Source organism: Spirulina subsalsa CS-330, from assembly GCF_028330765.1.
GTDB lineage: Bacteria > Cyanobacteriota > Cyanobacteriia > Cyanobacteriales > Spirulinaceae > Spirulina > Spirulina subsalsa_A.
This window is the reverse complement of the sequence record NZ_JAQMTY010000209.1, coordinates 1-24,982: the sequence shown is the minus strand read 5'-3', so window position 1 is coordinate 24,982 and position 24,982 is coordinate 1. Positions and strand designations below refer to the sequence as shown.

Annotated in this window: 25 protein-coding genes; 15 read left to right on the top strand and 10 right to left on the bottom strand. The window is 54.4% G+C overall.

Translation table 11 applies throughout. The annotated features are described in order from the left end of the window. Window positions 1-76: 76 nt before the first annotated feature. Window positions 77-1,531 carry a F0F1 ATP synthase subunit beta gene (gene atpD, locus PN477_RS14620; protein WP_272120900.1) on the bottom strand — a complete coding sequence of 485 codons (1,455 nt, stop codon included), beginning with the start codon at window positions 1,529-1,531 and terminating at the stop codon, window positions 77-79. Window positions 1,532-2,131: 600 nt separating this feature from the next. Between atpD and PN477_RS14615 the strand changes: the two genes are divergently transcribed. From PN477_RS14615 to PN477_RS14600, 4 genes are all read left to right on the top strand, one after another. Then, window positions 2,132-2,704 carry a hypothetical protein gene (locus PN477_RS14615; protein WP_072619361.1) on the top strand — a complete coding sequence of 191 codons (573 nt, stop codon included), beginning with the start codon at window positions 2,132-2,134 and terminating at the stop codon, window positions 2,702-2,704. 89 nt (window positions 2,705-2,793) lie between these two features. Continuing rightward, complete coding sequence (locus PN477_RS14610) at window positions 2,794-3,021, top strand: DNA-directed RNA polymerase subunit omega (protein ID WP_072619362.1); 228 nt, start codon at window positions 2,794-2,796, stop codon at window positions 3,019-3,021. Window positions 3,022-3,027: 6 nt separating this feature from the next. Next, window positions 3,028-3,651, top strand: a complete 624-nt coding sequence (locus PN477_RS14605; RefSeq protein ID WP_272120896.1) for a hypothetical protein — start codon at window positions 3,028-3,030, stop codon at window positions 3,649-3,651. 29 nt (window positions 3,652-3,680) lie between these two features. Further along, on the top strand, window positions 3,681-5,234 hold the full coding sequence (locus PN477_RS14600; protein WP_272120895.1) for an Hsp70 family protein: 1,554 nt from the start codon (window positions 3,681-3,683) through the stop codon (window positions 5,232-5,234). Between the two features lie 18 nt (window positions 5,235-5,252). Here the strand turns inward: PN477_RS14600 and PN477_RS14595 are convergent, their stop codons facing one another. The 3 genes from PN477_RS14595 to PN477_RS14585 form a co-directional block, all read right to left on the bottom strand. After that, window positions 5,253-7,118 carry a two-component system response regulator gene (locus tag PN477_RS14595; RefSeq protein WP_272120892.1) on the bottom strand — a complete coding sequence of 622 codons (1,866 nt, stop codon included), beginning with the start codon at window positions 7,116-7,118 and terminating at the stop codon, window positions 5,253-5,255. A 434-nt stretch (window positions 7,119-7,552) separates the two neighbouring features. Then, complete coding sequence (locus tag PN477_RS14590) at window positions 7,553-7,783, bottom strand: hypothetical protein (RefSeq protein ID WP_139276428.1); 231 nt, start codon at window positions 7,781-7,783, stop codon at window positions 7,553-7,555. A 300-nt stretch (window positions 7,784-8,083) separates the two neighbouring features. Next, window positions 8,084-10,345 (bottom strand): GAF domain-containing protein, encoded by a 2,262-nt coding sequence (locus PN477_RS14585; protein ID WP_272120890.1) that lies wholly within the window; start codon window positions 10,343-10,345, stop codon window positions 8,084-8,086. Window positions 10,346-10,768: 423 nt separating this feature from the next. Here PN477_RS14585 and PN477_RS14580 point away from each other — a divergent pair, with 423 nt between their 5' ends. The 4 genes from PN477_RS14580 to psaK all read left to right on the top strand — a co-directional run bounded on the left by PN477_RS14580 (window position 10,769) and on the right by psaK (window position 13,269). Further along, the gene (locus PN477_RS14580) at window positions 10,769-12,163 is read left to right on the top strand and encodes a uracil-xanthine permease family protein (protein WP_272120888.1); all 1,395 of its coding nucleotides are present in this window, start codon (window positions 10,769-10,771) and stop codon (window positions 12,161-12,163) included. Window positions 12,164-12,427: 264 nt separating this feature from the next. Further along, window positions 12,428-12,562: a hypothetical protein gene (locus tag PN477_RS14575; protein ID WP_272147368.1), complete on the top strand. Its 135-nt coding sequence runs from the start codon at window positions 12,428-12,430 to the stop codon at window positions 12,560-12,562. Further along, the gene (locus PN477_RS14570) at window positions 12,538-12,831 is read left to right on the top strand and encodes an aldo-keto reductase family protein (protein WP_272120886.1); all 294 of its coding nucleotides are present in this window, start codon (window positions 12,538-12,540) and stop codon (window positions 12,829-12,831) included. Before PN477_RS14575 ends, PN477_RS14570 begins: the two co-directional genes overlap by 25 nt. A 180-nt stretch (window positions 12,832-13,011) precedes the next feature. After that, complete coding sequence (gene psaK / locus PN477_RS14565) at window positions 13,012-13,269, top strand: photosystem I reaction center subunit PsaK (protein WP_272120882.1); 258 nt, start codon at window positions 13,012-13,014, stop codon at window positions 13,267-13,269. Window positions 13,270-13,572: 303 nt separating this feature from the next. Here the strand turns inward: psaK and PN477_RS14560 are convergent, their stop codons facing one another. Both PN477_RS14560 and PN477_RS14555 read right to left on the bottom strand, forming a co-directional pair. Next, window positions 13,573-14,373, bottom strand: coding sequence for a tetratricopeptide repeat protein (locus PN477_RS14560; protein WP_417158828.1), 801 nt, complete (start codon window positions 14,371-14,373; stop codon window positions 13,573-13,575). 97 nt (window positions 14,374-14,470) lie between these two features. Next, entirely contained in the window at window positions 14,471-14,797 is a 327-nt protein-coding gene (locus tag PN477_RS14555; RefSeq protein WP_272120878.1) for an STAS domain-containing protein, read from the bottom strand. 584 nt (window positions 14,798-15,381) lie between these two features. On the opposite strand from PN477_RS14555, the gene ftsZ reads away from it, so the two are divergent. The 7 genes from ftsZ (at window position 15,382) to PN477_RS14520 (ending at window position 23,394) form a co-directional block, all read left to right on the top strand. Next, window positions 15,382-16,536 carry a cell division protein FtsZ gene (gene ftsZ / locus PN477_RS14550; protein WP_465250283.1) on the top strand — a complete coding sequence of 385 codons (1,155 nt, stop codon included), beginning with the start codon at window positions 15,382-15,384 and terminating at the stop codon, window positions 16,534-16,536. A gap of 6 nt (window positions 16,537-16,542) precedes the next feature. Continuing rightward, on the top strand, window positions 16,543-17,361 hold the full coding sequence (gene thiD / locus PN477_RS14545) for a bifunctional hydroxymethylpyrimidine kinase/phosphomethylpyrimidine kinase (protein WP_272120874.1): 819 nt from the start codon (window positions 16,543-16,545) through the stop codon (window positions 17,359-17,361). A 74-nt stretch (window positions 17,362-17,435) separates the two neighbouring features. Then, a complete protein-coding gene (locus PN477_RS14540; protein WP_272120872.1) occupies window positions 17,436-18,071 on the top strand; it encodes a hypothetical protein in 636 nt (211 codons plus the stop codon). Window positions 18,072-18,186: 115 nt separating this feature from the next. Next, window positions 18,187-20,982 (top strand): cation-translocating P-type ATPase, encoded by a 2,796-nt coding sequence (locus PN477_RS14535; RefSeq protein WP_272120870.1) that lies wholly within the window; start codon window positions 18,187-18,189, stop codon window positions 20,980-20,982. Between the two features lie 58 nt (window positions 20,983-21,040). Continuing rightward, window positions 21,041-21,844, top strand: coding sequence for a hypothetical protein (locus PN477_RS14530; RefSeq protein ID WP_272120868.1), 804 nt, complete (start codon window positions 21,041-21,043; stop codon window positions 21,842-21,844). A gap of 125 nt (window positions 21,845-21,969) precedes the next feature. Continuing rightward, window positions 21,970-22,953: a porphobilinogen synthase gene (gene hemB / locus PN477_RS14525; RefSeq protein ID WP_272120866.1), complete on the top strand. Its 984-nt coding sequence runs from the start codon at window positions 21,970-21,972 to the stop codon at window positions 22,951-22,953. A 162-nt stretch (window positions 22,954-23,115) separates the two neighbouring features. Then, window positions 23,116-23,394, top strand: coding sequence for a glycoside hydrolase family protein (locus tag PN477_RS14520; RefSeq protein WP_272120864.1), 279 nt, complete (start codon window positions 23,116-23,118; stop codon window positions 23,392-23,394). Window positions 23,395-23,670: 276 nt separating this feature from the next. Here the strand turns inward: PN477_RS14520 and PN477_RS14515 are convergent, their stop codons facing one another. The 4 genes from PN477_RS14515 to PN477_RS14500 form a co-directional block, all read right to left on the bottom strand. Next, complete coding sequence (locus PN477_RS14515) at window positions 23,671-23,895, bottom strand: type II toxin-antitoxin system HicA family toxin (RefSeq protein WP_272120862.1); 225 nt, start codon at window positions 23,893-23,895, stop codon at window positions 23,671-23,673. Then, window positions 23,888-24,097: a type II toxin-antitoxin system HicB family antitoxin gene (locus PN477_RS14510; RefSeq protein ID WP_272120860.1), complete on the bottom strand. Its 210-nt coding sequence runs from the start codon at window positions 24,095-24,097 to the stop codon at window positions 23,888-23,890. The genes PN477_RS14515 and PN477_RS14510 overlap by 8 nt, the downstream gene beginning before the upstream one ends. Window positions 24,098-24,192: 95 nt before the next feature. Continuing rightward, window positions 24,193-24,420: a hypothetical protein gene (locus PN477_RS14505; protein WP_272120859.1), complete on the bottom strand. Its 228-nt coding sequence runs from the start codon at window positions 24,418-24,420 to the stop codon at window positions 24,193-24,195. After that, window positions 24,408-24,716, bottom strand: coding sequence for a hypothetical protein (locus tag PN477_RS14500; RefSeq protein WP_272120858.1), 309 nt, complete (start codon window positions 24,714-24,716; stop codon window positions 24,408-24,410). The genes PN477_RS14505 and PN477_RS14500 overlap by 13 nt, the downstream gene beginning before the upstream one ends. Window positions 24,717-24,982: the final 266 nt, after the last annotated feature.

The window sequence follows — 24,982 nt, the reverse complement described above, 5'->3', positions numbered from 1 at the left end:
CAACCAAATTGAGAACGCTGAACCCTTCTGCTACCGAGCATTGACCCCGGCAACAGAAGGGTTATGGAGTCAACGTTTAGCCTTTTTGCTTCAGTTTTTCGGCTTTTGCGATCGCTTCATCGATGTTACCCACCAAATAAAACGCTTGCTCAGGCAGATCATCCAACTCACCCTTCAGGATCATTTGGAAACCCTTAATCGTTTCATCAAGGGGCACATATTTACCCGGAGAACCGGTGAACACTTCCGCCACAAAGAACGGTTGCGACAAGAACCGCTCAATCTTCCGAGCGCGATCCACCGTGCGGCGATCGTCTTCCGACAACTCATCCAGACCCAGAATCGCAATAATATCTTGCAATTCCTTATAGCGTTGCAGCGTCGATTGCACCGCCCGCGCCGTATCGTAATGCTCATCGCCCACAATATTCGGCTGCAACATCGTCGAGGTCGAATCCAACGGATCAACCGCCGGATAAATCCCCTTCGAGGCCAAGCCCCGGGACAACACCGTCGTCCCATCCAAGTGAGCGAAGGTCGTCGCCGGAGCCGGGTCAGTCAAGTCATCCGCAGGCACATACACCGCTTGAATTGAGGTGATCGATCCTTCCTTCGTGGAGGTAATCCGTTCTTGCAGATCACCCATGTCCGTCCCCAAGGTGGGCTGATAGCCCACCGCCGAGGGCATCCGACCCAGCAGCGCCGACACCTCAGCACCCGCTTGCACAAACCGGAAGATATTGTCAACAAACAAGAGCACATCTTGCTTGTTGACATCCCGGAAATGTTCCGCCATCGTCAACGCCGACAGACCAACCCGCATCCGTGCTCCGGGCGGTTCATTCATTTGCCCGTACACCAAGGCAATTTTCGACTCGTTGAGGTTTTCGGCGTTGATTACGCCGGATTCGATCATTTCGTTGTAGAGGTCATTCCCTTCACGGGTTCGTTCCCCCACACCACCGAAGACCGACACCCCACCGTGGTTAATGGCGATGTTGTTGATCAACTCCATCATGATCACGGTTTTGCCAACCCCGGCTCCCCCAAACAGACCGATCTTGCCACCCCGACGATAGGGGGTGAGGAGGTCGATCACCTTAATCCCGGTTTCAAACACCGTGGGCTTGGTATCAAGTTCAGTCAGGAGCGGTGCAGAGCGGTGAATCGAGGCGGTGTCTTCAGCACCTACGTCACCTTTATTGTCCACGGGTTCACCCAGAACGTTGAAAATCCGTCCGAGGGTGGCCTTGCCAACCGGCACAGTGATCGCATCGCCAGTGTCCACGGCTTCCATGCCGCGCACCAGTCCATCCGTGCTGCTCATCGCAACGGCACGAACTTGGTGATCGCCTAGAAGCTGTTGAACTTCACAGGTGACAGCAACTTCATTGCCGGCTGCATTTGTACCAGCGATGCGGAGGGCGTTATAAATTTGCGGCATTTGACCGCTGGGGAACTCGACATCGATAACAGGGCCGATTACTCGCGTAATTCTTCCGATGTTTGTCTTTTCTGTTGTGGCTACCATGCTCAGATTTGCTATACAGTCTTTAGGTGAGTCTTAACGGATCTTCAAGGGGTCTGACGTACCGTGCAACTAGGGTTGTAGGGGCAGCGGGTCAGGGGTCTCAAGACGATGAAAACCGAACCATCACCGTCTGTGTTGACAGATCGCGATGATTGCCGACGGGGGGAACGCTCACGGGCTGACCGAGAAATGGGGGCAGGCGAGGCATGTTCGTCACGGCTGGCTTTCAACGGAGTGAGCAGGATGCTCAGGATGATTGCACAAGTTGTTTTTAGGGTGTGCGACTCCGGAACGGATGACTCACACGTTGTTAAACGAATGTGAAATTTTCCACTCTCCAGATTATCATTCTTTCGCCCTCTTCCTCGCATTTGCCCTCCAGATCATTGGGGGCAGGAGGGTGGAGGGCTGGGATGGAATTTTAGCTGCTCTGGTCGGGGATTAGGGATGGATTTTCCCGTCGGGCTGATGCAGCACTAACGTCTAGGGCTACTATAGTATGGAGAAACGCTTGCTCTGCTCCTGTTGTGGGTGAGGTTTTGGCGTTCTCGATCGATTGCCTGCGCTTGTTGACCGCTTTCGTGCTTGAGTTCAGAATTGATGAAACAGACGAATCAGCCATTGCACCTCGAATTTGATACCGACCGTGCGTATATTCCGATTATTTATGAGGAGCGGGAAGTGGGATTCTGTACGCCCGAAATTGCGGCGCGGATTGTGGAGACGCTGAATGAGGATGAGCAACTCCATGAGGATAATGAGACGTTGACGAAGGCGTTGCAGATGGTCTGTCGGGATTTGCTGAAAAAAACGGGGGGCAATCCGGCGAATGTGACGCGGTTGATGGAGCGGTATTTGGAGAATGCGAAGCGGCCGGAGCATGGGACGCGGGCGATCGCATTCCTGCTGCGCGATCGCCAACAGGAACTAGATGTCAGTGATAAAGAGTTTGTCTTTTTCTGTAATTCCTATCGCCTGTCACCCCAGGAATTGCGGGATATTTACCGGGGCAAAGATATCACGGATAATCAAATCAAGGTCTTGTCGCGAATTTTGGGGAAATCGGTTGAAGATATCCGCAATATCCGCGATGGCTTTAGCAATAATGAGATGAATACCCTGGCGCGGATTTTGGGGACATCGGCACAGGAATTAACGGAATTACTGAAGTAGAGACGTGGCGATCGCACCTTTTGCCATCCCATCGATTCGGGGAATATGGCACAATGGGGGACGTTCTCTTGATCCTGACCCTTCAACCCATGGCTAAACGTCTTCCCTTTGACTCTAGTGAAATTACGACCCGCGCTGATGAATTAATGGGCGCAGCGTCGAACCGCTATCGGATTACGGTGCAGGTGGCCAATCGGGCTAAACGGCGGCGGTATGAGGATTTTGAAAATTTGGATGATTCGTTGATGAAGCCGGTGATTCGGGCGGTGATTGAAATGTCCGATGAATTGACGCAGCCGGAAATTATTAGCGATTAATGGGCCGTGACGGGAAAATGGGGGCGATCGCGCCACTACACTAAGGTAACCATGGGGAAACAGATGCGAAAATTCATCCTGATCTGGGTGCTGACGATCGCGGCGATCGCGGGTCTCCCGTCGTGGCAACCCACCCCCCAGCACCTCGCTCTCGCCCAGTCGCCGCGCTTGGTCAATGTGGCGGAGGAAGTCTATCGTCAATTGCCGGATCTTCCCCGCGCCAATGACTACGCCCTCCTTAATGGCACCCCCCAACCGGACAACACCCTGCTCTATCGCCTCGTGTACTACCACACCCGGATTAAGCGGCGATCGCCCCGCTATCGCCTCGATTGGAAATTAACCCTCGCGGACTATCTCGGCGACAACGAAGACATCATTCTCGATCAATATCCCGGTAACACAACCCTGACGGAAAATCCCCTCCAGGGCGATCGCACCGCCCTCGATCGCCTCAACCTCCGGCAGCGCAATGCCCTCGTCAACCTCCTCGCCGCGATCCATCGTCCCCCCTCCGATCGCCCCGCCGCCCCGCCACCGCCTCAACCCCAACCCGCACCCCCCACCGCACCCGCCGCACCCCAACCCCCCGCCCTGCCCCAACCTGGAGACTCCCGCCTCCTGCGGTAAACCGTGTGGATTGCCTCACCCTAACGCTTATGACCACGGTTGCAATTGATTTTGGCACCAGTAACACCCTTGTCAGCCTCCTTGCCCCTGACACCCAACGCCCAGAAAGCATTCAGATCGACGGCATCACCCGTCTGTTTTCCCCCGCCACCGGGCCCCAAGTTCCCCTCATTCCCAGCCTGGTGTATGTGCAAGATGCTCACACTCAGGTGGTGGGGGAACCGGTGCGTCGCCATCGCCTCGGTGAACGCAATCCCCAGCGCCGCTTCCGGGGCTTTAAACGGGATCTGGTCGCCGCCTTCCCAACGCCGCCCCGCAGTCTAGATGGGGTGAGCTACAGCAGTCGGGAGATCGCCGAGCGGTTTTTAACCACGATTTGGCACGGTCTCCAACCCTTTGAACCGTCTAATCTGATTCTGACCATTCCCGTCGGAGCGTTTGAACGCTATCTCCATTGGTTTAAGGCCTGGGCCATGCAGCACGGGATCGAGCAGGTGCAGTTTGTCGATGAATCGACGGCGGCGGCGTTGGGGTATGGGGTGGATCATCCCAATGCGATCGTGTTGGTGGTGGATTTTGGCGGGGGGACGCTGGATCTAAGTCTGGTGCGGACTCAGCAACACCCGACGGCGGCAACCCTCCAGGCGCAGGTGATTGCCAAAGCCGATGCGGTGCTGGGGGGGGAAGATGTGGATATTTGGATTGCCGAGGACTATCTCCAACGGCGGGGCATGGCGCGGGAATCCTTGACGATGACGGCCTGGCAGCAATTGCTCGAACTGTCGGAACGGTTAAAAATTCAGCTTTCCCAGACGGCGATCGCCTCCGAAACCTGGCTTGATGACGAGACATTAAGGGCCGATGTGGTGGATTTAGACCGCGATCGCCTTGCCGCCCTTCTCGAACGCCATTTCTTCCTTGACCATTTACGCGATGCCCTCGATACCGTGCTCCAACTCGCCCTCAATCAAGGCGTGCATAAAAGTGACATTGAACAGGTGCTCCTCGTCGGCGGCAGTTGCTTAATTCCCGCCGTGCAGGACTTGATCACGGCCTACTTTGGGCGATCGCGCCTCAAACAAGACCAGCCCTTCACCGCCGTCTGTCATGGTGCTCTCAGCCTTCAGCGCATCCATCACATCGACGACTACCTCCACCACAGCTACGCCATCCGCCTCTGGGAACCCGCCACCCGCACCTACACCTACTTCACCCTCTTCACCCAAGGCCAACGCTATCCCTGTGTCCGCGACGAAGTCCTCACCCTCCAAGTCGCCCGCACCGGCCAAACCGAAATCCGCCTTGACATTGGCGAACTCGGCAGCAGCGTCGCCGCCACCGTCACCTACGACGAACAGGGGCGCATGGTCAGCCAACAACTCCAGCATCAAGCCCAATATCAGGCCCTCGAACCCCACAGCGACACCCGGATCGCCACCCTCACCCCACCCGGAGACGTAGGCAGCGACCGGATTACCGTCCAGTTTGAAGTCAACGAACAGCGTCTTTTATTGGCCACCGTTTACGATCTCCTCACCCAAACCACCCTCTTAAATCGAGGCGCGATCGCTCAACTCCAATAGCCCCGCCATCCCCGATCCCTACCAACAGGGATTGCTCCGCAGCAACAATTCCGCCTCCGCTGCCGGCAACGGCCGCGCAAAAAAATAACCCTGACCATATTCACAGCCCAACGCCCGCAAATGTGCCAATTGATGGGCCGTTTCAATCCCTTCGGCAATGGTTTCAATCCCCAAATTATGCCCCAAGGCAATAATCGCCTGCACAATTTCTAAATTCTTCGGAGCCTCCCCAATGCGACTCACAAACGACTGATCAATCTTCAACGTATCCATCGGAAAGCGATGCAAATAACTCAGGGATGAAAACCCCGTCCCAAAATCATCCAAACTTAATTGCAGTTGGCGTAATTTCAGCTCTACTAACAACGACATCACCGATTCTGGCTGTTCAATTAACACACTTTCCGTCACTTCAAGCTTGAGGCATGAACTATCGACTTGACTGCGATCGAGGGTGGCATCAATCCGACCGAGAAAGTTAGCTTGGGAAAATTGGCGCACCGAAAAGTTAACACTCATAATGAGCGGTTCCGGCGTAATTTGACTATCATGCCACTGTTTTAATTGATGGCAAGCCGTATGAAACACCCATTCACCAATCGGGACAATTAAGCCGGTTTCTTCAGCCGCAGGAATGAATTTTCCCGGCGAAATGAAACCTTTTTGGGGATGATTCCACCGGATTAAGGCTTCAAAGCCAATGATTTTTCCCCGTTGCAGTGAGATAATCGGCTGATAGTGCAGCGTAAATTCATCCTGCTCTAGGGCACGACGTAAATCAGTTTCTAGTTCCAGTAAATAACGGGCTTGATGATGAAGTTCTGCATTGAAAATTTCATAACAGCCTTTACCCACAGCTTTGGCTTGATACATTGCCGTATCAGCATCGCGGAGAATATGCTCCGGATCGGTGTAAATAATCGGTTGGGTCTCTGCTGCGATCGCAGGGTTTAATTCGGTATAAAAGCGATCGCGGTTAAACACAACCCCAATACTGGCATTGATGAAAATTTCATAATCCACCAGATGAAAGGGTTGGGCGAGTTGCAGATTGAGCGAGTGCGCTAAATCGATTACATCCTGGGCGCGATCGATGCCATCCACAAGAATCGCAAACTCATCCCCACCGAGCCGCGCTAGGGTGTCTTGACTGCGGAGACAGGTAGATAAGCGGTGGGCGATCGCCACCAGCAGACGATCGCCCACGCTATGACCCAGGGAATCATTGACCCGCTTGAAGCGATCGCAATCTAAAAATAAAACGGCAAAGCCATAACTTTCACGATCTTGGCCATACAGCAACATTGCCTGTAGCCGCTCCATCAAAAGAGCACGATTCGGTAGTTTCGTGAGGGGATCATGGAGGGCGAGATACAGTAAATCTTGCTGAGCTTGCTTGCGTTCTTGAACTTCCCGCTCTAGGGCTTGGGTTCGCTCACTAACCCGTGCTTCAAGTTGTTCATTCAGTTGCTCCAGGGAGGTGCGAAGTTGACGAATAATCAGTTGATTTTTAACCCGTGCTAATACTTCACCAAAATGAAACGGTTTGGTAATGTAATCAACCCCACCGACCGAAAATGCTTTGACTTTATCCAACACCTCATCCAATGCACTGATAAAAATAACCGGAACATTGACAGTGTTTTGATCCGCCTTGAGATGTTGGCACACTTCATACCCATCCATCCCTGCCATACAAATATCAAGCAGGATTAAATCAGGGGGCAGGGCTTTTGCGCCCATAATCGCCATCTTGCCATTGATCGCACTCCGAACTTTATAACCGTGCTGGGTTAATGCTGTTGTTAACAGTCGCAGATTTTCGGGTGTATCATCAACCAGTAAAATATCTGCTTTTGCAGTCTTCCCATGCTTCATATCCATGACAACTTGAAGACAAACGAATCCCGAATACTGAACGGAAAGAACACGGTAATGATCTTGACTGAATTATAGTGCAAATCTAGGGCATTCTGGCGCAGGCTAGATCTCATCTTAAGGGGAGGATAACCAGAACGTCGGTGATCCTGTTTTGCAATACTTTATCTTTGAAGACTGTAGCATGGCAACTAGTTCGCCATTACATGATAGATCGTTGCATCCAGTCAAATTGATCCCCAATCCACGGGGGTTATTTCAACGAGTAACGTCCGGGCAGGGAATGGGGCGATCGCACCCCAGAAGAATTCAGCCATGGGACGGTAAGCCTCTGGCTCACCCATCTCCGAGCCAGACTCACAACTTGGGTTATGTCTCAGCGATCGCTGCTGTCGTGTGAGGTGTGTCGACAACAGCTACAGCGCATGAAGGAACGAAAACTAATGGCCACCAGCCCCAGAGGTGCGGCTTGGGCCACCGTTATCTTGGTCAGGCTCAAACTTTTTCTGGGTTGAAGGGTTCAGGGGGTGGTCTTGCACAAAGGATATTGAGCCAAAAGCCTCTTGATGAGGTTGCTCTTGCAAATCCCATGCCTTAGCACCGGACGAACCCAACGTAATCTGGAGTCCGACCAGGGTCAAAATGCTAGTGGTGCGCAAAAGAGTCAACATGGCCTTAGATGGGTAATACAGCCTTATGGGAGACTTGTCTATACTCTTCAGTATATTCACGTACTCCGCGAAATGCAATGTGTAAATGTTAAAAAATTACAAATGTTATGGTTTACGCAAAAATGCAGGCACTATTACCTACTGTTGGCTAGGGTCGCACTCTACGTATGTTTAAAAAAAACTTAATGCATTGATTAACAGCTTAGCGTAAAACGTGATGGAGGGGAAATGTCAAGTACCATTGCCATCCATACCGGTTTGAGAGATGGATGACGGACGGATCATCGGGGGTGGGCGGGGCTAGGCAGCCGGACGGTTCAGGGATTGCGAGAGGGTTTGGACGGTTTGCAGGATTGGCATCAGGGTTGGGCTGATGGCGGTGAGGGATTCGCTGTCTTGACGGCTAAAGCCGCGCCCGGATTCATGGTTTAACAGACGAACGATCGCAACGGGCATGTTGTCAGCATCAAAAACAGGTAATAATAACACACTTTGCAAACTGCTGAGTTGCGATCGCCGCAACCCGATCCGCACGAGATTATCCGGTAACTGGGCGGCTTTATTACTTTTTTTGGCTTCGGCACTGGCGAGCACCCGCAACGCAATACCTTGCCGGGCAGACATGCGCAGTTCACGGGGGCATTTCCGCTTCGGATCGATCACTAACGTCCACAATTCTTGGCGGGGGCGATCGATCAGAAAAATATGACTGTGTTCGGCGGCAAATTTCCGCTGGAGGGCCAACCCTAAGCCCCGCAATACACCATAAAACGCATCGTATTGGCCATCCCCCGCATCGGGGTCAATGGCGTTACCGAGTAAAATCAACGCTTGTTCGAGGATGTCTTGCGTGTCCCCTTGGGCGTTGGATTCTTTCAGGGTTTCGTGGGTTTTGGCGAACTGAAGAATCGCCCCGACGCGCTCGTTAAAGACCTGCATGGATTGGCGATCGTTGCGGTCGAAGCTGGCTTTAAAGAATGGGGGGACTTTTGGATATTGGGCTTTTTGGTAGGTTTCGCCTTCGTAGCCGGGTTTCCGTTTGTTGATCAGTTGGCTCACGCCGAGGAATTGTCCATCGGGGCTGAGGATGGGCATACAGAGGAGGCTACAGGTGCGGTAGTGGGTTTGAGCGTCGGTTTTCTTGGCGTTTTCGGCGTTGGGGTCTTCGTAGAGGTCGTAGCCGATCACCATCGGTTCGCGACTTTGGGCCACTTGACCGGCGAACCCGATGCCCACGGGACAGCGGATCACCCCTTCTTTCGGGAGTCGAGTCCAGAGGTCGCCGCGCTTGTCGTCGTAGAGCCAGAGGGTGGAGCGATCGGCGTTGAGGAGTTCTTTGGCGGCATCCATGACCCGTTGCAGGATCATGGAGGTGTCGAGGTTGACTTGATCGAGCGATCGCGTTGCCTTGGCAAGGGCGGCGGAGGCTTGGGCGCGTTTGATCGCTTCGTAGGAGGATTGGCAACTTTCCAGGATGCGCCGAATCGGGATCACGCATTTAGCGAGTTGTTCAAGGTCGCGGTGGCTAAAGCCGGTGGCTTCGCCGGTCTTGGTGATTTTGTTGAGGAGTTGGACGACGGCGATCAGGTCGAGGGCATCGTTGAGAATGGGGAAGGCGAGAATGTTGCGGGTGTAGTAGTTGTATTTTTGGTCGGATTCTTGGACGAGGCGCGATCGCGGATCATCATAGACATTATCCGGAATATGGATCACCTGTTTATGCTTCGCCACCGCCCCGGCAATCCCTTCCCCCACCCGCACCCGAATATCTAATAACTGCCCCGTAGCATCTTCGGCAACCAGCGACCAAAGCTCTGTTCGCTCATCATTTAACAAAAAAATGCTGGTGCGATCGGCTCCCACCAATTCCCCAATTTTTGAGGTCACTTCCCGGAGAACTTCGTGGATCAGTTGATTGGCATTCACCTTTTCCTCGCCGTTTTCAATCCGGGCAATGATCCGGCTTTGGGAGGTGAGGAGGGTGCGCTCTAGTTCTTCAAAAATCCGCAGGAATTCTTCGTCATCGGGGCCGAGACTGGCTTCGAGCTTTTTGATTTCGGTGCTTACCCAGTCTTCATTGAAGATGGTTTCATAGATCCGGTTATGAACTTGGACGCGGCCCCGCTGTTTGGCAATCAAGCCGAGGAGGCGCAGTTCTTTTTGTTCCGGGCTGCTGTCGGCAAAGACTTCTTCTTGGCGGAGAACTTTGAGATAGTACCGCAGGAGGCTGAGGCTTTTGCGTTTATCGCGTTGGCTGGTGAGGCGATCGCGCAGCATTTGCAGCGGCTTGAGTTGCGGCTCGGTGTCCCACACCTTTAACAGGCGCGATCGGATTAAACCATCCACCCACTTTGCCTCTTCCCCAGCAATAGGGGGGCGATCGGTCTCCAGCATCATCTTGAAAAGAATCTGCGTGAGCAGCGGCTCTCGCCCCGTCCATTCCAACACAAATCCCAACAACTTCTTATAGTTTTGGGACTGCGACATCAACTGTTCGGTGATTTGGATGTCGTGGTTATCCGTGCCGAACTGGGATGAAGCGGGGAAGGAATCGGTACTCATGAGATCGCACTCAATCAGACAAAAGGGGGAGCTTAAGCCTTTATTTTAGCTCACTTAGCAGAACAACCCCCCTGTTCTCTTGACCAGATCGGGGACGATACTCCTTGACATACTCCCCCGCATAAATGACGAGGGATTCTGGGTTCAGACAGCAATTGCAGGCGTAGCCCGTCTTATATCGCCTCGCCCAATGGACAACGCCCTGCCCATGAGGTGTTCACCCCGGAATTTTACTTCTCGCTAGCGAACACTTGGATTGTATCACCACCGAATAAATTCGGTTATTCGCTTATATCCCCCGAATAAAATTCAGGGGGCTTTACGCATCACGATCGTAATTTTCGTTACAGCACAGGCCAAGAAAGTTCGCCACAGTAAACGGATCAAAATTATCAGTCCTTACTTGAAAAACGACCTTGTGTTATGACTGCTTCAAATGAACCCACCCTGGCAACCGAATCACCCACAGAGCCGGTACAGCTAGAGTCAGACTTGATTTACAACTTAGAAGATCGCCCTCCCTTGATCGAAACCCTGTTTGTCGCGTTTCAGCATGTTTTAGCAATTTTTGTCGGGATTATCACCCCCCCGTTTATTATCTGTAATGCGCTTGAACTCGAAGGCCCCGATACGACCTTCATTATTTCCATGTCGTTGATGATTTCGGGAGTGGCCACCTTTATCCAAGCGAAACGGATTGGCCCGATTGGGTCTGGATTACTCAGTATCCAAGGGACAAGTTTTGCGTTCCTCGGCCCGATTTTAGCGGCGGGGTTTGCAGCGATCGGGGCGGGTAAAACCAAAGAAGAAGCCCTAGCGGTGATTTTCGGCCTCTGCTTTTTTGGGGCCTTTGTGGAAATCTTCTTTAGTCGGTTTCTCCACTTAGCGCGTCAGGTGATCACGCCCTTGGTGACGGGGGTGGTGGTGACGACCATCGGGTTAACCCTGATTAAAGTGGGGATCACGAGCGTCGGGGGTGGAGTTCCGGCCCTGGGGACGGAATCCTTCGGCAGTGCCCAAAACTGGGGACTGGCGGCGTTGGTGTTGGTGGTGATTTTGGTGCTGAATTCCTTTAATCATCCCTATCTGCGGATGAGTGCGATCGTTGTCGGCTTGGCGGTTGGCTATGCAGTGGCGATTCCGATGGGGTTAGTGGATTTCGGTCGCCTCAGTGGCTTGACAATTTTCACCGTGCCGATTCCCTTTCGTTACGGCCTAGGATTTAGTTGGAGTGCATTTATTCCCTTCATTTTTCTCTACTTGATCACCACGATTGAGTCCATCGGTGACTTAACCGCAACCTCAGCGATTTCGGGGGAGCCGATTCAAGGGCCGGTGTATATGCGTCGTCTCAAAGGTGGGGTCTTGGGAGATGGGGTTAATTCTTTGATCGCGGCCTGTTTTTCCACATTCCCGAACACCACATTCAGCCAAAATAACGGTGTGATTCAATTAACGGGAGTGGGCAGTCGCTATGTGGGCTATTTTATTGCCGGGTTTTTGGTGTTGCTGGGCTTGTTTCCGATTGTGGCGGGGGTGGTGCAAATTATGCCTCAGCCGGTGCTGGGTGGCGCGACGATTTTGATGTTCGCGACGGTGGCAGTGGCGGGGGTGAAGATTCTCTCCTGTGTGAATCTGACGAAGCGTAACTCGATGATTCTGGCGGTGTCGCTGGGGTTGGGGTTAGGGGTGACGTTTGTACCGGAAATTTTGGATAATGCTCCGGATTTAGTCAAAAGCATTTTTTCGTCGGGGATTTCGACGGGTGGTTTGTCGGCGCTGGTGCTGAATCTTGTGATTCCTGGGCCGCGGGAGTGATGGGGCGATCGCACCTCTCATCCCTTAACTCCATCATCCAACGTTAAAAAATCGGGGTGGGGTTGAGCCACAATCCAGAGCACAGAGGGCTTCAGGGCAACACCTGAAGCCCTCTCTCTTTGCGTCAGTTTCGATATCGTGGAAGCAGAGCCACAGCAAGGCTTGGTTGACTGACTTGATCGCCCTCACCCCCAACCCCTCTCCCACAGGGCGAGGGGAGCCGATCCATATGGCCCACTGTTGTTAAAATTTGGAGTTAATGTGATGCCGAAACGCCGCAATATTTTAATCGCGGGGGCTGCCTTTGTCGGTGGGCTAGTGGGCGCGACCCAACTGCCTCGCCTGGGCAAGCAAGAGCCGGATTTATTCCGTCGGTGTTACCCGTTGCCCAGGAATTGAATGTGGGCGTGATTGCGATGAAAGTGCCCGCCTACGGACGGTTGTTGAAGCCGGGGGTGTTGTCCTCGATCACCCAGGCTTTCGGGTTTTCCCTGTCGCAACCGGGTGTCCATAGCTCGATTATTGCGGCGGACAGCCCGGAACAGTTGCGGGAAAATGTGGCGGCGGCGGCGGCGTTCCAACCCTTAACGGCGGCAGAACAGGGAGCGATCGCAGCCCGCGTCCAAAACCATTGGGAAGACAACAGTTTTTACCGGGCTTGGACTTAGGTTCGGCTGGCTGTGAAATTGAAGACCCATCTGCACGGTTCAATTCGTTTACATTTCTTAGGGAAAACGGGGCATTTGCATGAACAATTGCAACGCTATGTAATGAAAGCCGATGTTTCGAGATAAAACTTGAGCATTACACATCTATTTGAATGACGGTTTTCAGGAGTTTTAGACATCATGGTTTTATCCCTACTTGCAACGATGCCGACCACAGTGGAATGGACTCCGATGGTGGGTGCAGTGATGATTGTTTGTAATGTGGCTGCGATCGCGATCGGTAAGTTCAAAATTGATCAGCCCAGTGCAGGCCCCGCCTTGCCCATGAGCAACATGTTCGGCGGCATGGGTTTCCCGGCATTGTTGGCCACCACCAGCTTTGGTCACGTCCTGGGCATTGGCGTGATCTTGGGCTTGGCCAACATGGGGATCATCTAATCCCGTCGATTCTGACGTGCCATTTGCGTTGAGCTTGAATTCCATCAGACTATCGTAGGACGCGATAGTCTGTTTTTTTGCGGGCTTCTCGTCGTGCGAGCTTCTAGCTCGCTGCTGATACATATAGCAGTGGACAAATTCGTTAGGACAGGCAAGGGGCTTAAGCCCCTTGTTCCAGAGTCTCTGAATGTCCTAACTGCCCTTGCTAGTGCTTATAACCCAAGTTGCGAGTTTGGCTTTTAGCAGGAGGGAGCCAGAGGCTCACACTCCCATCGCTGTCATCCTTTTGAGCCGGATTACGGATCAATTCAGGGTTAAAAACCGTTCTAACGCTGCGGTCACTCGTGGGGGCCAGCCGCGCACCGTTCGCACCCATTCAATATCGCTGTAGCGGCGATCGAGACCCATGGCCGCCACCCAATTACTTTCGGCCTCTCCCTGCTGATGACTGTCCCACAGCACGGCGGTGAGGGCGGCGCGTATGTCGGGGAACATGGGATATTTCCGCACGAGATTTCGCATGGTTTGGATCGCGGTTTGGTCGTCGCCGAGTTCGTAGAGACTGAGGGCGTTGTTGGCTTGGGCGAGGGAAAATTGGGGTTCGAGTTCGATGGCGTGGTTGTAGTCGGCTTGGGCGGCGGCCCAATCGCCCCGGCCCGCTTCGGCGTTGCCGCGATTGTTATAGGCGATCGCATCATCGGGGTCGAGTTCGAGAACGCGGTTATAGTCAGCGATCGCATCATCCCAGCGGGCTAACCCTTCATAGGCAATCCCCCGGTTTAAATAGGGGTCAGGCGCATCAGGGGCGAGGCGCATCGCTTCGTTAAAGTCGTCAATGGCGGCCTCTAGGTTATTTTGACTGACCCGCGTGCTGCCGCGATTGCTCCAGACGGCGGGATTGGTGGGAAATTGTTGAATTAATTGCGTCCAAATATCTTCAGCGGCGCGGAGGTCGCCCTGTTGGAGCGCCTCGATCGCTTGACCGGCCAAGGATTCCCCGGCGTTGACGGCTTCGGCGGTTAAAGGGGCGGCGATCGCTCCCTCAAAACTCCCTAGGCACAACAGCAGCACCAACCCCAACCCCGCGATCCGCATCGCCCTGATTGTCTTTGTCCCCCACTGGATCAATCGTTGCACCGCCCCACTCCTAATGTATAAATCCTGTTGAAAGCGATCGCGCTCCTGAGCAGGGCGATCGCCTTCAACATAATAACAAGCGGATTTTCTCGCCTAAGACCTCATCAATGGTTTCAAGAAATTCAAACCGAGGTGACAACTCCGTAATATCAAGCATATAGCGCACCGACTGCTTGACATGAATCAAGTACAGCCGGCAGTGGTGTTGACGGGCAGCCCGGCGAATCATCATCAACGCCGTCAAGCCAAAATGATCGATCACATTCACTTCGACGAGATCAATCACCCAAATCGAATTTTCTGCGATCGGCTTCAAATTCACCACCCGCTGTTGCAGCATCGAAGCCCCTTTAATATCTAAATTTCGCTGAGGACGAAGAACCACATTCATCAAAAATGCTCCTAAACAGTACTCTGGTTCAATATCGCTCACCCTGATCCAAACGTTCCACCGGTTGCCCCGCCGCTGCGGCACACGAGCGGCACAGGAACGGTGCTCGACATCATCTCCTCAACAGGCCCAAGATGGATAGCACGAGCCAGGGCAGTTAGGACATTCAGAGACTCTGGAACAAGAGGCTTAAGCCCCTTGCCTGCCCTAACGAATTTGTCCACTGCTATAAGTCGAGCACTGGGGCGAATCTTGGTTGCGCATCAAGCCGGAACTGACAGGCTTTGTTGATCACTGCGCTCAGGAACCCGCCCTCAAGATTAGGCCAAAATGAGGTGACGATGACATCTGCGATCGCAATTCCCCACCAATCCATTGATCCATCAAGGTGGGAAAACTCCCTTGGTAGTAAACTAAACCCTATTGATACGAGTAGAATCTAAAAAATTAAACCTGTTGAACCAATAGCGGAACTTCCTGTACCTGTGGCTAGTAACACACCCTTTAATAATCCGGGGTTATCCTTGCCCCACTCCAACGAATATCCAACCCCTGAACCTGATCAAACACGGCCAGATACGATCATGCCTACTAACGTTGCTCGCATTAAAGTGATTGGTGTCGGCGGCGGGGGCTGCAATGGCGTCAACCGCATGATCGCCAGTGGGATTACTGGGGTCGAGTTTTGGGCGATTAATACAGACTCCCAAGCCTTAGAAATGTCCTCTGCCTCCAAATGCCTCCAGATCGGTCAAAAATTGACCAGAGGCTTAGGCGCGGGTGGCAATCCAGCCATTGGCCAAAAAGCAGCGGAAGAATCCCGCGATGAAATTGCGGCCGCCCTCGAAGGCACAGATCTCGTCTTTATTACATCCGGGATGGGGGGCGGTAGTGGGACCGGAGCATCGCCGATTGTGGCCGAAGTCGCCAAGGAAATGGGCTGTCTCACAGTGGGCATCGTCACACGTCCCTTTACCTTTGAAGGCCGACGGCGCACCACCCAAGCCGAAGAAGGGATCGCCGCCCTCCAAAGTCGGGTGGATACCCTGATTGTGATTCCCAACAATAAACTGCTGTCGGTGATCTCGCCGGAAACCCCTGTACAGCAAGCCTTTTTTGTGGCGGATGATATTCTGCGTCAAGGGGTGCAGGGGATTTCCGACATCATCACGATTCCGGGTTTGGTGAATGTGGACTTTGCCGATGTGCGGGCGATTATGGCCGATGCGGGGTCGGCGCTGATGGGGATTGGGGGCGGATCGGGTAAGTCCCGTGCCCGTGAGGCGGCGATCGCTGCCATTTCTTCCCCCCTCTTAGAATCTTCGATCGAAGGGGCCAAGGGGGTCGTCTTCAACATCACCGGGGGGGCAGACATGACCCTCCATGAAGTGAATACCGCCGCTGAAACCATCTACGAAGTGGTTGACCCCAATGCCAATATTATTTTTGGGGCCGTGGTGGATGAAAAAATGCAGGGCGAGTTGCAAATCACGGTGATCGCCACGGGGTTTAACCTTGGTGATGCCCCAAAAACGCCGAGCAGTAGTCGCAGTAGTTCAGCACCCAAAGCCCGCCAATCCATGAATCCATCGGGGGCTTCATTGCCGAAGCAGCCGCCCGTACCCCCGATGCCGCCGCCCCAAGCGCCGACGATGCCGCCCCCCCCTCAACCGCAACCCGGCGGTGGGGGCTTGGATATTCCGGAGTTTCTGCAACGGCGACGGTTTCCGCGCCGCTAACGAGCCATGACGATCCCGACGGTGTTGACGATCGCAGGGTCTGACAGTGGTGGTGGGGCGGGGATTCAGGCCGATCTCCGCACCCTGGCGATGCATTGTGTCCATGGCATGACGGCGATCACCTGTGTCACGGCTCAAAATACGATGGGGGTGAATCGCGTCGATGCCCTACCGCCGGAAGCGGTGGTGGCCCAAATCGACGCGGTGCGATCGGATATCGGCATCACGGCGGCGAAAACGGGCATGCTGTTGAATGGCGAGATTATGACGGCGGTGGCGGCGGTGTTGAGGGCGCATCCGATCGCCAATCTGGTGGTTGATCCGGTGATGGTGTCGCGGGCGGGGGTGCAGTTGATTGAGGATGGGGCGATCGCAATTTTGCGCGAGCAGATTTTTCCCCATGCCGTCTTGATTACGCCCAATCGTTACGAAGCCCAGATTTTGGCGCAGATGGAGATTCACGACCCCGACACCATGCAGGCCGCCGCCCAGGGAATTTACCAAGATAGCCACGTTCCTGTACTCCTGAAAGGGGGCGGTTTTACCAACGCGCTGCGGGGGGTGGATCTTTGGTACGACGGGCAAGAGTGGGACTGGCTCCCAGGGCCAGCGGTAGCCACTCCCCACACCCACGGCACGGGCTGCACTCTCTCGGCAGCGATCGCCGCTAACCTCGCCCTCGGTCACGATCGCCTCACCAGCGTGCGCCGCGCTAAACAATACGTCACCCAAGCCCTCCACCACGGCCTCGCCATTGGCCAAGGAACCGGCCCTGTGGGGCATTTTTACCCCCTCCTCACAGCACCCGCATCACCCGCATCGTGATGTGGGTGCTTGAACCGGTGCGATCGCACCCGTCCCATTACTTCAACACCGAACGTTCTAGGGTTATTTGGGCTATGACAAACAAACCGCGTTTTAAATATCAACTCGAACAGCAAAAGCAGGCCCAGTCCCAAGCTGCGCCCGCGGCCAAACCGCGCCCCGAAAAAGGAGGCCCCCTGAAGCTGGCCAACCCGAAAACCCCGCCAGCACCTCCCCCCCCCGAAGACTCCAAAAGCGGCTATCAAGCCGCCGTACCGATCACGGTCTACCGCCAACTGGCCGACGAACTCCAAACCCTCAAAGCCCAACTCCACCACCTCCAAGGCGAAAACCAACACCTCCACCAGCAAAACCAGATGATGGGCCAGGCACTCCAGCAAATTGCCGGGAGCTTGCAGCCCTTCCAAACCCTGGCAGCACCCCCCGAACCTGCCTATGCGCCGGAACCGACCTACGCACCAGAACCCGGCGCGGAGGCTGATCCATCTGCTCTAGATGCGGTGATGCCGCCCTTTTTTGAAGCCGATCCGGCCCTGGATGATCCCGTCGCCACGATCGCAGAACCCATGCGTCGCTCCCGTTCTGGCCAAGCTTCGGCAGAAATGAGCGGGTGGCTGTTGTGGGTGGCCGTGATTTTGATGATCGCCACGGCCCTAGGAGGGGGATTTATTTTTGTAAGATCATTGTTATCAAATCCGACTCAAAATTAATGGGTGGGGGTGCGATCGCATCAAGAGCATCTCGATACTGCTCAACGGCCTCGCTCCCAACCCCTCTGCATCCTGCCCGCTGACCCTATCCTGCTCATTTTTCCTGTAAGCACCCGTGATCTCACCCAATTCATCCCTTCCCAATCCCCATCAGTCATGGCATAGTCACCCCGTTGCAGACACTCTGAAAACCTTGCAGAGTGACCCAACGAAAGGCCTAACCTCCGCAGAAATTGAACGCCGTCGCCTCCATTACGGCAGCAATGAACTGGTGGAAACCGCCGGCCGCAGCCGCTGGGATATTTTAGTGGATCAGTTCAGTAATGTGATGTTGCTGATGTTAATCGCCGTCGCCATTATTTCTGGGGTGCTGGATTTTATGTCCCTCCAGGATGGTACTAGTGAGGGATTGCCCTTCAAAGATACGATCGCCATCCTAGCGATCGTGGTACTCAACGGTCTGCTGGGCTATATCCAAGAAGTCCGCGCCGAGGAAGCCCTCGCCAGCTTGAAACAGATGTCTTCGCCCCAAGTGCGGGTCATCCGCAACGGCCAGGTGCAAGAAATTGAAGCCCATGAACTCGTACCAGGGGATATTTTCCTGATGGAAGCCGGGGTGCAGTTGGCGGCGGATGGCCAATTGATCGAAATGAGCAATTTACAAATCCGAGAAGCCGCCTTGACCGGGGAATCCACCGCCGTAAATAAGCAAGTGGCGTTGGACTTGGACGAGAATACCCCCTTGGGCGATCGCCTCAACATGGTGTTTGGCGGCACGGAAGTGGTGCAAGGGCGAGGGAAAGCGATCGTCATTGCCACCGGCATGGACACCGAACTCGGCAAGATCGCCACCCTGATCCAAGGCGTGGAGAATGAACCCACCCCCCTCCAAAAACGGATGACCCAACTGGGGAATGTCCTCGTTACCAGTTCCCTGGTGTTGGTGGCCTTGGTGGTGGGCTTTGGCTTTATCCAAGCCGGTAACTTTAGCCGTCTCCAAGAACTGGTAGAGGTGTCCTTGAGTATGGCGGTGGCGGTGGTTCCCGAAGGCTTGCCAGCGGTGATTACGGTCACGTTAGCGATTGGGACGCAACGGATGGTAAAACGCCATGCCCTGATCCGGAAATTGCCCGCCGTGGAAACCCTCGGCAGCGTCAACACCATTTGCTCGGACAAAACCGGGACGCTGACCCAAAACAAAATGGTGGTGCAGATGGTGCAAACCCTGGGCAATCAATTACGAGTGACCGGGGAAGGTTACAGCCCCGACGGTAAATTCTTTGCCCAGGAAGCCCAGGTGGTGGCGACCAAAGCCTATTCCGAAATCCAAGGGGTTTTGGTGGCGGGGGTGCTCTGTAATGATGCCCTGTTGCAACAGGATGAAGCGGGAAACTGGGGGATTTTGGGCGACCCCACCGAGGGGGCATTGCTCACCTTGGCGGGGAAGGCGGGATTGTTTCAATCCCAATTGGATGAGGTGTTTGAGCGGGTGGATGAAATCCCGTTTTCCTCCGAGCGCAAACGGATGAGTGTGATCTGTTGCGATCGCAAAAAAACCGATGCCTATACCCTCTTCTGCAAAGGCTCCCCCGAACTGATCCTCAACTGCTGCGACTACTATCAATTCGGCGACCATGCCCACCGGATCACCGCCAAAGAACGGGACGAAGTCCTCCGCATGAACGCCGAAATGGCCAGCCAAGGCCTGCGGGTCTTAGGGTTTGGCTATCGTTTTCTCGACCACCTGCCCGCCGAGGGGGAAGATGCGGAACAGGGGATGGTGTGGCTGGGACTGGTGGGGATGCTCGATGCGCCCCGCCCCGAAGTAGCCGAAGCCGTGCGCCGCTGTAAGGCGGCGGGCATTCGCACGATCATGATTACCGGGGATCATCAACTGACGGCCAGCGCGATCGCCCAGCGTCTCGGCATTGCCGAGGCCAACAGTCACGTTCTCACCGGCCAAACCCTCGAAGCCATGTCCCAAGCGGATCTAGAACTGGAAGTCGAAGCCGTCAATGTCTACGCCCGCGTTTCCCCGGAACATAAACTCCGCATCGTCAAAGCCCTGCAAAAGCGCGGTAAATTCATCGCCATGACCGGTGACGGGGTCAACGATGCCCCCGCCCTCAAACAGGCCGACATCGGCATCGCCATGGGCATCACCGGCACTGATGTCAGCAAAGAAGCCAGCGACATGATCCTGCTTGATGACAACTTTGCCACCATCGTCGCCGCCACCGAAGAAGGGCGCGTCGTCTATACCAATATTCGCCGCTTTATTAAATACATCCTCGGTAGTAACGTCGGCGAAGTGATCACCATTGCCGCTGCCCCCATTCTCGGCCTGTCCTCTATACCCCTCACCCCGCTGCAAATCCTCTGGATGAACCTCGTGACCGATGGTTTACCCGCCCTCGCCCTGGCCGTCGAACCCGCCGAACCCAATGTGATGCAGCGTCCCCCGTTTCATCCCAACGAGAGTATTTTTGCGCGGGGGCTAGGGTCGTATATTGTCCGGATTGGGATTGTCTTTGCGATTTTCTCGATTGTGCTGATGGTGTGGATGTATGAAACCCATCCCGACAGTTGGCGGACGATGGTGTTTACCACCCTCTGTTTGGCGCAAATGGGCCATGCCTTGGCGGCGCGATCGTACACCCAACTCACCATTGAAATGAATCCGTTTTCCAACGTGGCGCTGCTCGCGGCGGTGATTGGCACAACGGCATTGCAACTGATGCTGGTGTATGTGCCCGTTCTGCGTGATTTCTTCGGGACGAGTGTGCTGACCCAAGAGGAACTGCTGATCTGTTTCGGGTTTAGTAGTTTGATGTTCCTCTGGGTGGAAGGGGAAAAGCTCTTTGTGCGCTTTTTCATGCAGCGACGGATGCGCCCGATGCGTCCGGAATAAGCTTTGGGGTGCGTCATTCGCGATCAGAGAGAAAACAATGTTCTGGGATACTAAATTTATGATGCAGCGACCATGGATGATGACGGGCTTGATCGCCCTAGTTTTGTTGTTGAGCAGTTGTGGATCGAGCACCAATACCACAACGCCGGCTGGAGAGTCGGAGGCTGTCACAGAAGAACTCGTGGAAGACGAGACCGAAATCGCCGCGACCTCTGCCGAGACCCCGACCCTCACCCCAGAACAGGAGGCGGAAAACGCCGCCGAAGAAGCCGTGCTTCCTGAAGATCGTGGCTACCCCAGCATTGGCGCGATTACCGCAACCCAAACTGGTGATCTGATGTGCTACACGACGGTGATGGATCGTCAGGGGCAGGTGTTTGAGATTGGGGCGGGGTTTGAGATTTGCGATCGCAATGATGCCCTGATCAATCAAACCGTGCGCTTTGTCTACAGTGACGAAAATGTCGCCGACTGTGAAAGCGCCGAACCCTGCGGCAAAACCCGCGTTGAAACCCTGATCACCGATACGGTGATGTTGGGGGACAGTTGGCAGGTGTTGAGTAATGGGAAATGGACGGTGACGATCGGCCAGTTGGACAGTTGGGACGGGGTGAATGGGACGGGGGGCCTCACCTATTACGGCTGTGATACCCAAGGCAATTGCTTGGCCCTCGATGGGGGCGTGACGATCTGCCGCAATGGGATCTGTAATATGGCTTGGGAAAATGGCGACTATGCCTACACCCTCTCCACGGAATTGACGGAAAACGGGGACGCTCCCACCACGCTTTTAGTCTGGCAGGGGGGAGAGGAAATTCTCAACTCGCCCGGTTTGGAATTGGTGGATTCTAGCGACTGGTAATCCCGACCCGGTTAAACGTTACAAAACGTTTCAAGCTGGGGCGATCGCAACCGGGAAGGGATGCGATCGCCCTACACTGTTAACCTTAATGCAATCGAATTAAGCAAACTTTTAAAAATTTTCCTATGTTTCCCACCCATCGCCCCCGCCGCCTGCGCCAAACCGACCCCCTCCGCCGGATGGTGCGCGAAAACACCCTCACCGCCGATGATCTCATCTATCCCCTCTTTGCCGTCCCCGGTGAGAGCATCGCCAACGAGGTCACCTCAATGCCGGGGGTCTATCAACTCTCCATCGACAAAATCGTCGAAGAAGCCAAAGAAGTGCGCGACCTCGGCATTCCCGCCGTGATTCTGTTCGGCATCCCCGACAGCAAAGACACCGAAGCCACCGGAGCCTGGCATGATTGCGGCATCGTCCAAAAAGCCGCCACCGCCATTAAAGAAGCTGTCGAAGGTCTCACCGTCATCGCCGACACTTGCCTGTGCGAATACACCAGCCACGGCCATTGTGGCTATCTCGAAGTGGGCGATCTCACCGGCCGCGTCCTCAATGATCCCACCCTCGAACTCCTCAAAAAAACCGCCGTCTCCCAAGCCAAGGCCGGAGCCGATATTATCGCCCCCTCCGGGATGATGGATGGGTTTGTCACTGCCATTCGCCAGGGTCTCGATGAGGCGGGCTTTACCCAGATTCCGATCCTGTCCTACGCGGCGAAATATGCCTCGGCCTACTATGGCCCCTTCCGGGATGCCGCCGATTCCTCGCCTCAATTTGGCGATCGCCGCACCTACCAAATGGACCCCGCCAACGGTCGCGAAGCCCTCAAAGAAGTGGAACTCGACATCCAAGAAGGCGCAGATATGCTGATGGTCAAGCCCGCCCTGGCCTATATGGATATCATTTGGCGCGTTAAAGAAATGACGAATCTCCCCGTTGCTGCCTACAATGTTTCGGGGGAATATGCCATGGTCAAAGCCGCCGCCCTCAACGGCTGGGTTGATGAAGAGCGGATGGTGCTCGAAACCCTCACCAGCTTTAAACGTGCCGGGGCTGATTTGATTCTCACCTATCACGCCAAAGATGCCGTGCGCTGGCTACGGGGCTAAGATCGCCGCGCCGCGATCGCCTGCATTGCTCTCCTAACGACTCAAGGCGGCGACATAGTCAGCCTTGAGCGTTCCTGATCACGACTCTCCCCCGCTATCCCATCGTTCATTCGGTATGCTGATGCTCTATTGCGCGATCGCTGTCAACAGGAGGGATAGGGCGTGGCGTGGTTTCCGCTGAATCGGTATATTTGGGATTTTTGGTTTGCCTGGCAGGGGGAAACCTTGCATTTGTTCTATCTCCAGGCAGATCCGGCGGCCTGTGGCTACAATCCCGAACGCCGCCACGATCGCGCCACTGTTGGCCATGCGGTGCGAACGGCTTGGGGCTGGCACGCCCTCCCAGCACCAGCATTAACCCCCCATCCTGCGCCCCACCGCTGGGATAATCTCGCGATTGGGACGGGGAGCATCATCCAACATCCCGAAACCGACACCTAATACCTTCACTCCGATCCGGTTCCCCTCGATACCCTCACCTTCCCGCCCCTGCCTGCGATCGCCCGCTGTCTCGCCCCCAACCTCTACGCGGGCAAAATCCTCAACCCCACCGCTGCCAACCCGCTCTTTTTCGGCTTCTACTGGGCTGATCAGGGGGGCCATTTTGCCAACGGTCTCGCGGAACCCCAAGCCTGCCACTTTACCCCCGACGGCGCGATCGCGCTCTCCCCTCCCGCTTGATCCCACGGGTCAAGGAGAGTAACAACTTCACATCGCTCAAAGATGGTCAATAAAATCATCCGGTGAGATTTTTGCTTGTTTGAGGATGCTGCTTAACGTGCCAATTTTTAATTCACGGTGCATCGGTACAACGCAGCCCACCACACCATCGGTGGTTACTTTTTTCAAAACAACATGACCCGTTTGACGAACTGACTGAAACCCCAGACCCTTGAGAACTCGAATTACTTTCTTACTGGAAACACGAGGCAGCCTAGGCATAGCTGACTTCCATACTGGTGACGAGCGGAGGTGTCGTTTCTGGCAGGGGGAAGGTTTCAAGATAAAGGCGTGTGGCTTCTTGTAGACCTGCGATCGCTGCCTCAGGAGTTTCACCCTGATCCACCGTGCCCACTTCTGGACATTGGGCAATGTACATCCCGTCTTCTTGATGAACAATGACAGTGAATTGACGTGTTTTCATGGCAATGACTTCTAAGCGTGTTGAGCTTCTAGGGTTTAGCGTAGCGCAAGCAAGAGCCTTAAATTTTTCAAAACCCTGGCTACAATAGCGCATCGTTAGGCGACCGATTGCGCCGTGCCAATTTCAACACTCACGGAGTCAAACCGAGCATCCCCCGGTTTATAGGCCAGCAGTTCCATGCCAATAGGTTCGCCGCTGTCGGCATCTTTGATCAAAATGATGCCATTGCCGAGTTCGGTGCAGATTTGATTCGGGCGGGGGCTTTGCCAAAAAACGGTGAGTAGTTCGAGTTCGGGTTCGTAGAAGACTTTTACTTGGGCCACAGCGTCACTCCTTCTTTGATTGCGTCGGTTTGATAGGCGGTGATCAAAAAGCCCTCTCCGTTTAATTGTCGGGCTACAGCAACAACCCAGCGTTGGGGCTTACGGATAGAGTAGAACAAGAAAACGCATTCATCACGGCTACTTCTGCGAATTTCATCAGGACTGTGTAGTGCTTGCTGCACGAATTGTTCAAGATCGGCGATGTCGGGATGTTTGATGATGAGCCTTTGCCAGTGGGTTTCTGTGGTTCGGACGTGAAAACCGAGGGGGGTTGTAATTTCAAAACGAATCGTCATGGCTTAGGCGGCTGTTGCTGTGTCGGCGGTGTGCCAGGTGGGGATGCCGTTTTCGGTGGTGGCGATGATGAGGCCGAACCATTCGAGGCGTTCGAGGTTTTCGGTGATGGCATCGAGTTTCTTTTGGGGTAGTGCATTAATGCACGGGACGGAGGAAAATCAGGCTACACAACTACGATAACTAGGGAGACAAGCTCATGGCTATTGAGATGACCTGTCCGACCTGTGGGTCTCACGATATCTCCAAGAACGGCACTAGCCACCGA